Annotated in this window: 5 protein-coding genes and 1 pseudogene; 1 reads left to right on the top strand and 5 read right to left on the bottom strand. The window is 69.6% G+C overall.

Annotated elements, in window-relative coordinates; all coding sequences use genetic code 11:
* Positions 1–54: 54 nt before the first annotated feature.
* Together pruA and ACWCQ6_RS05370 are read right to left on the bottom strand one after the other, a co-directional pair.
* Positions 55–1,686: an L-glutamate gamma-semialdehyde dehydrogenase gene (pruA, locus tag ACWCQ6_RS05365; protein WP_451085610.1), complete on the bottom strand. Its 1,632-nt coding sequence runs from the start codon at positions 1,684–1,686 to the stop codon at positions 55–57.
* A 38-nt stretch (positions 1,687–1,724) separates the two neighbouring features.
* A complete protein-coding gene (locus ACWCQ6_RS05370; protein ID WP_451085612.1) occupies positions 1,725–2,705 on the bottom strand; it encodes a proline dehydrogenase family protein in 981 nt (326 codons plus the stop codon).
* 179 nt (positions 2,706–2,884) lie between these two features.
* Between ACWCQ6_RS05370 and ACWCQ6_RS05375 the strand changes: the two genes are divergently transcribed.
* Complete coding sequence (locus tag ACWCQ6_RS05375; RefSeq protein WP_451085614.1) at positions 2,885–4,027, top strand: PucR family transcriptional regulator; 1,143 nt, start codon at positions 2,885–2,887, stop codon at positions 4,025–4,027.
* Between the two features lie 24 nt (positions 4,028–4,051).
* Here the strand turns inward: ACWCQ6_RS05375 and ACWCQ6_RS05380 are convergent, their stop codons facing one another.
* The 3 genes and pseudogenes from ACWCQ6_RS05380 to ACWCQ6_RS05390 form a co-directional block, all read right to left on the bottom strand.
* On the bottom strand, positions 4,052–4,651 hold the full coding sequence (locus ACWCQ6_RS05380) for a TetR/AcrR family transcriptional regulator (protein ID WP_451085616.1): 600 nt from the start codon (positions 4,649–4,651) through the stop codon (positions 4,052–4,054).
* Positions 4,652–4,729: 78 nt separating this feature from the next.
* Positions 4,730–6,322: a phosphoglycerate dehydrogenase gene (serA, locus tag ACWCQ6_RS05385; RefSeq protein ID WP_451085618.1), complete on the bottom strand. Its 1,593-nt coding sequence runs from the start codon at positions 6,320–6,322 to the stop codon at positions 4,730–4,732.
* 272 nt (positions 6,323–6,594) lie between these two features.
* Positions 6,595–6,707 (bottom strand): annotated as a pseudogene (locus ACWCQ6_RS05390) (ketol-acid reductoisomerase); the annotation flags it as partial.

Here is a 6,707-nt window from a genome sequence, read left to right on the forward strand (position 1 = left end):
CGGACGGGAGGCGGAATTCATGGCGGGGCGCCGGGGTGGGGCGCCCCGAGGGGATCAGCCCTGGTGGGGGTAGGTGTAATCGGTCGGCGGAACCAGCGTCTCCTTGATGGCCCGGGTCAGGGTCCAGCGCTGCAGGTTCTGCGGGGCGCCCGCCTTGTCGTTCGTACCCGAGGCACGGCCGCCACCGAAGGGCTGCTGGCCGACGACGGCACCGGTCGACTTGTCGTTGATGTAGAAGTTGCCCGCGGCGTACCGCAGCTTCTCCATCGTGTACGCGGCCGCGGCGCGGTCGTTCGCGATGACGGAACCGGTCAGCGCGTAGTCGGAGACCGACTCCATCTGCTCCAGCATCTCGTCGTACTTGTCGTCCTCGTAGACGTGCACGGCGAGGATCGGGCCGAAGTACTCGGTCGTGAAGACCTCGTTGGCCGGGTCGGTGCACTCGATGACGGTCGGGCGGACGAAGTAGCCCACCGAGTCGTCGTACGTGCCGCCCGCGACGATCGTGCAGGACGGGTCGGCCGCGGCACGGTCGATCGCGGCCTTGTTCTTGGCGAACGAGCGGTCGTCGATGACGGCGCCGATGAAGTTCGACAGGTCGGTGACATCACCCATGGTGATGCCGTCGACCTCGGCGGTGAACTTCTCCTTGAATCCGGAGTTCCAGATGGAGGCCGGGATGTACGCGCGGGAGGAGGCCGAGCACTTCTGGCCCTGGAACTCGAAGGAGCCACGGGTCAGCGCGGTCTTCAGGACGGCGTGGTCGGCCGACGGGTGGGCGACGACGAAGTCCTTGCCACCGGTCTCGCCGACGAGCCGCGGGTAGGTGCGGTAGTTGGCGATGTTGTTGCCGACCGTCTTCCACAGGTGCTGGAAGGTGGGGGTCGAGCCGGTGAAGTGGATACCGGCCAGGTCGCGGTGGTTCAGCGCCACCTCGGAGACGGCGATGCCGTCACCGGTCACCAGGTTGATGACGCCCTTGGGCAGACCGGCCTCTTCCAGGAGCTGCATCAGCAGCACGGCGGCGTGGGTCTGCGTCGGGGACGGCTTCCACACCACGACGTTGCCCATGAGGGCGGGGGCGGTGGGCAGGTTGCCCGCGATGGCCGTGAAGTTGAACGGCGTGATCGCGTAGACGAAGCCCTCCAGCGGACGGTGGTCCATGCGGTTCCACACGCCCGGCGAGTTGGCCGGGGGCTGCTCGGCCAGGATCTGGCGCGCGTAGTGCACGTTGAAGCGCCAGAAGTCGACGAGCTCGCAGGGGGTGTCGATCTCGGCCTGCTGCGCGGTCTTGGACTGGCCGAGCATCGTGGACGCGGCCATCGTCTCGCGCCACGGGCCGGACAGCAGCTCGGCGGCGCGCAGGATGATCGCGGCGCGGTCGTCGAAGGACATCGCGCGCCAGGCCGGGGCGGCGGCGAGCGCGGCGTCGATCGCGTCCTGCGCGTCCTTCTGCGTGGCATTGGCGAACGTACCGATGGCGGCCTTGTGGTTGTGCGGCTGCACGACGTCGAAACGCTCGCCGCCGCCCATCCGCTTCTCGCCGCCGATGGTCATCGGAAGGTCGATCGGGTTCTCGGCGAGCTCCTTGAGCTTCACCTCCAGGCGGGCACGCTCCGGGGAGCCCGGGGCGTAGGAGTGGACCGGCTCGTTGACCGGCGCGGGGACCTGGGTCACAGCGTCCATGAGTTCCGTTGCTCCTTGGGTAGAGAGGTGGAGGGGGCTCAGCCCTTGGTGAGGATGGAGCGGCCGAAGAACAGCAGGTTCGCCGGCTTCTCCGCGAGACGGCGCATGAAGTAGCCGTACCAGTCGGTGCCGTACGCCGTGTAGACGCGCATCCGGTGGCCCTCGGCGGCGAGCCGGAGGTGCTCCTCGCTGCGGATGCCGTACAGCATCTGGAATTCGTACTCGTCCAGCTTGCGCCCGGCCTTGCGGCCCAGCTCCTGGGCTATGGCGATCAGACGCGGGTCGTGGGACCCGATCATCGGGTATCCGTCGCCCTCCATGAGGATCCGCAGGATGCGGACGTACGCCTTGTCGATCTCGGCCTTGTCCTGGTACGCGACGGAGGCGGGCTCCTTGTAGGCGCCCTTCACGACGCGGACGCGGCTGCCGGCGGCGGCCAGGCGGCGGGCGTCCTCCTCGGTGCGGAACAGGTAGGACTGGATCACGCAGCCGGTCTGCGGGTAGTCCTTCCGCAGCTCCTCGTGGATGGCGAACATCGAGTCGAGGGTGGTGTGGTCCTCGGCGTCCAGCGTAACCGTGGTGCCGATCGCGGCGGCGGCCTCGACGACCGGGCGGACGTTGGCGAGCGCCAGCTCGTGGCCGCCGGGGAATCGAGCAGCGAGCCCGGAGGGCTCTCCGTCGAGGGTGGCGGCGGGCAACGGGAGGGATTGGCCGAACATGGAGAGCTTGACGGACATCTCGGCCTTGGTGCCCAGGCCCAGGTCCTTGAGGCGCTCGATCAGTTCGAGGTAGGCGTCGCGGGCGTCGGCGGCCTGCCCGGGGGTGGTGATGTCCTCGCCCACCACGTCGAGGGTGACTTCGAGGCCCTTGTCGGCGGCGTCCTCGATGATCGGGACGACCTGGTCGACGGTCTCACCGGCGATGAACCGGTCGACGACCTGCTTGGTGCCAGGTGCGGCCGAGACGAAGCGGCGCATCTTGTCGCTGCGGGACGCGGCGAGAATCACGGGACCCAGCACGGGGCACCTCCACGGAAAGTACGAACGAGGGCCATACCGGCAGATGGGGAACAGACCGGTACAGCACGGAGAACCACCGTGAAATCTAAGGATCTCTCCGATCCTGTGCCATCGACAGCTGTCACGCATCCGTTCCCCGGTTCTCAGACATATGTCTGAAGGGGTGCGAGAATGGCCGGGTGAAGGGCGATTACCAGGAGCTGGTCGACGAGATCTCCGGGCTGCTCGGCGCCCCCGCGACGCTGGAGAACCGGGACTTCGGCCTGGTCGCCTTCGGTGCCCACGACAGCGACGACGACAACGCGATGGACCCGGTCCGCACCCGCTCGATCCTGACCCGCCGCTCCACGCCCGCCGTCCGCGCCTGGTTCGAGGGCTTCGGCATCACCCGCGCCACCGGCCCGGTCCGCATTCCGGCAGCCCCGGAGGCCGGTGTCTTCCGGGACCGGATCTGTCTTCCGGTTCATCATCGGGGTGCCGTGCTCGGCTACGTATGGCTGCTCGACGCGGACCCCGGGCCGACCGACGAACAGCTGAAGGCGGCGATGGAGGTGGCGGCCCGGATCGGGGCGCTGCTCGCCGACGAGGCGCGGGTGGGCACCGATCCGTCCCGGGAGTTCGGCGCGGTGCTGACCGCCGCGCGGGGGTGGCAGCGCGACATGGCGGTGGCCGCGCTGGACGAGGCGCTGGGGCCGGACGCGAAGGGGCTGCACACGGTGGTGTGCGTGGCCCCGTGGCCGGACGATCCGCCGTCGGTCCGTACGGTGCCGTCGACGGCGGCGCTCGCCGCGATCCCCGGAGCCGCGGGGTCGCCCGCCCTGGCCGCGCTGGTCCGGCTGCGCTCCACCGATGTGCTCGACCCGGCGCTCTCCGCCGCGGACCGGCTGCGTGCCACCGCGGGCGGGGGCGCCGCGGCCGGGGTCGCGGTGCCCCGCCGGGGTCTGACCGAGCTGGCCTCGGCCTGGCACGAGGCGGTGGCCGCCGCCCGCGCGGCGACGGCCGAGCCGCGGTTCGGCCCGGTCGTCGAATGGTCCGCGATCGGGCCGTACCGGCTGCTGACCGCGCTCCCCGCGGAAGCAGCCGCGGACCCCGCGGTCCGCACCCTGCTCGCCCCGCCGCACAAGGATCTGGCCCGCACCGCCGAGGTCTTCCTCGACTGCGCGGGCCAGGCTTCACGGACGGCCGCCGCACTCGGCGTACACCGGCAGACGCTCTACTACCGGCTCTCCCGGATCCAGCAGCTCACCGGACTCGATCTGAACGATGGCGAGGACCGGCTGCTGCTGCACATGGCGCTGAAGAGCGCGCGGCTCGGGAGTTAGACCGACCGGCAATCGGGGGCGGCCTCAGCGCCTCTCGTCCGGATCCGCCCGGCCCTCCAGCACGACCCTCAGCCCATCCGTCAGGTCCTGTGCGGACGGAGCGGATTCGCTGTCCATCATCCACTGGATCATCACCCCCGCGAGCAGCGCCTGGCAGAAGAGCCCGGCCACCCGTGCCCTCTCCGGGTCCTTCTCCGGGTCGATCCCGAGCATGTTCTCGGCGAGCCCGTCACGGCCTTCGCGCTGCGGCCCCATCAGGGCCTTCCGCAGCTCCGGGTCCTGGTCGATCCGGGAGACGACCTCCATCTGGAGCTGCCAGACGGACCGGGTCTCCTGATAGCTGTCGATCACCCGCTGCCAGGTGTCACGGAACTGGTCGAGCGGCGACCGGGGCCCGTCGGCGTCCACGCCCGCCTCCGGCTTCTCGGTGAGCACATCGCCCCACTCCTCCGTCATCTTGAGGAAGGCGAGGTTGAGCAGCGCCTCCTTGGAGCCGTAGTGGTAGCCGATGGAGGCGAGGTTCGTACCGGAGGCGGCCACGATGTCGCGTGCCGTCGTCCGGGCGTACCCCTTCTCCAGCAGGCAGCGCTTCGCGCCTTCGAGCAGATCCTCACGGTGTCCCATGACAGCAGCGTACCCGGCGCGTAGACGTACGTGTAAAACGCACGTCTACATGCCGGGTACGTGGAAACGCCGTAACCGTCAGTCGGTCAGGTTCACCGTGCGGGCCGAGGTGGCACCGATCTCCGAGGAGATCTCGGCGAGCACCGACGCCGGGACGTCGTCGTCGACGGTGAGCACCACCAGCGCCTCGCCGCCCACGTCCGCCCGCGAGACCTGCATGCCCGCGATGTTCAGACCGGCCTCGCCGAGGATCCGGCCGACCGTACCGACGACACCGGGACGGTCCTCGTAGCGCAGCACCACCATGTGGTCAGCCAGCGCCAGGTCCACGTCGTACTCGCCGACGGCGACGATCTTCTGGAGGTTCTTGGGCCCGGCCAGCGTGCCGGAGACCGCGACCTCCTCGCCGCCCGAGAGCGTACCGCGGACGGTGACCACATTGCGGTGGTCCGGCGACTCGGAGCTGGTGGTGAGGCGGACCTCGACACCGCGCTCCTGCGCGAAGAGCGGGGCGTTGACGTACGAGACGGTCTCGTCGACGACGTCCTCGAAGACACCCTTGAGCGCGGAGAGTTCGAGCACCTTGACGTCGTGCTGGGTGATCTCGCCGTAGACCTCGACATCGAGGCGGACCGCGACCTCGCCCGCGAGCGCGGTGAAGATCCGGCCGAGCTTCTCGGCGAGCGGCAGACCCGGGCGCACGTCCTCGGCGATCACGCCGCCCTGGACGTTGACCGCGTCCGGCACGAGCTCACCGGCGAGGGCCAGGCGCACGGACTTGGCGACCGCGATGCCCGCCTTCTCCTGGGCCTCGTCGGTGGAGGCGCCGAGGTGCGGGGTGCAGACGACCTGGTCGTACTCGAACAGCGGGGAGTCCGTGCAGGGCTCCTTCGCGTACACGTCGAGGCCGGCGCCGGCGACGCGGCCCTCCTTGAGCGCGGAGGCGAGCGCCACCTCGTCGATGATGCCGCCGCGCGCGGCGTTGACGATGCGGACCGAGGGCTTCACCTTGTGCAGCGCGTCGTCGCCGATCAGGCCGAGCGTCTCGGGGGTCTTGGGCAGGTGCACCGTGATGAAGTCGGCGACTTCGAGCAGCTCGTCGAGCGTGAGGAGCTTGACGCCCATCTGCGCGGCACGCGCGGGCTGCACATAGGGGTCGTACGCGACGATCTTCATACCGAAGGCCGACATGCGCTGCGCGACCAGGACGCCGATGCGGCCGAGGCCGACGACACCGAGGGTCTTCTCGCTGAGCTCGACGCCGGTGTACTTGGAGCGCTTCCACTCGCCGTTCTTGAGGGCGGTGTTGGCCTGGGGGATGTTGCGCGCGGTGGCGACGAGCAGGCCGCAGGCCAGCTCGGCGGCGGTGACGATGTTGGAGGTCGGCGCGTTCACGACCATCACGCCGGCCTTGGTGGCGGCGGAGACGTCGACGTTGTCCAGACCGACGCCCGCGCGGGCGACGACCTTCAGCTTCTTCGCAGCGGCGATGGCCTCGGCGTCGACCTTGGTGGCGGAGCGCACCAGGATGGCGTCGACATCGGCGATCGCGGGGAGGAGCTCGGCGCGGTCCGCGCCGTTGCAGTGCCGGATGTCGAAATCCGGTCCCAGCGCGTCCACCGTGGCGGGCGACAGCTCTTCAGCGATGAGTACGACAGGTTTCGAGCTCACGTGAGTCCTCACAGGTCCAGTGCGGACGGCCGTCCCGACGGCCGCAGGCGGTGGAGGGGCTTGCCGCGTGGAAGACGCACGACACTGTGGGCCTGACGCGTGTATGTGTGGAGAAGTGTAGTCATGCGCCAGGACGCATATTGCGCCCCGTTGGAAGGATCACCCACTTGGGGGTGGACGACTTGTACACACGTACGACGGCGCCTCTTCCAGCGGTGAAGCGGAAGACGCTTCCGGGGCGGGTCCGCGGACCCGCCCCGGAAGCGTCGGTGTTACGCGTCCTCGTCGTTGACCCAGCTCATGAGCTTGCGCAGCTCGCGGCCGGTGGTCTCCAGGAGGTGGTCGCTGTCGGCCTTCTTGTACTCGTTGTACTTGGGCAGACCGT

The organism is Streptomyces sp. NPDC001880, from assembly GCF_053594575.1.

Bases quoted from the DNA above. Each gene is read 5' to 3' on its own strand.
- pruA (WP_451085610.1), bottom strand. From the start codon at position 1,686: ATGGACGCTGTGACCCAGGTCCCCGCGCCGGTCAACGAGCCGGTCCAC.
- ACWCQ6_RS05380 (WP_451085616.1), bottom strand. From the start codon at position 4,651: ATGGGACACCGTGAGGATCTGCTCGAAGGCGCGAAGCGCTGCCTGCTG.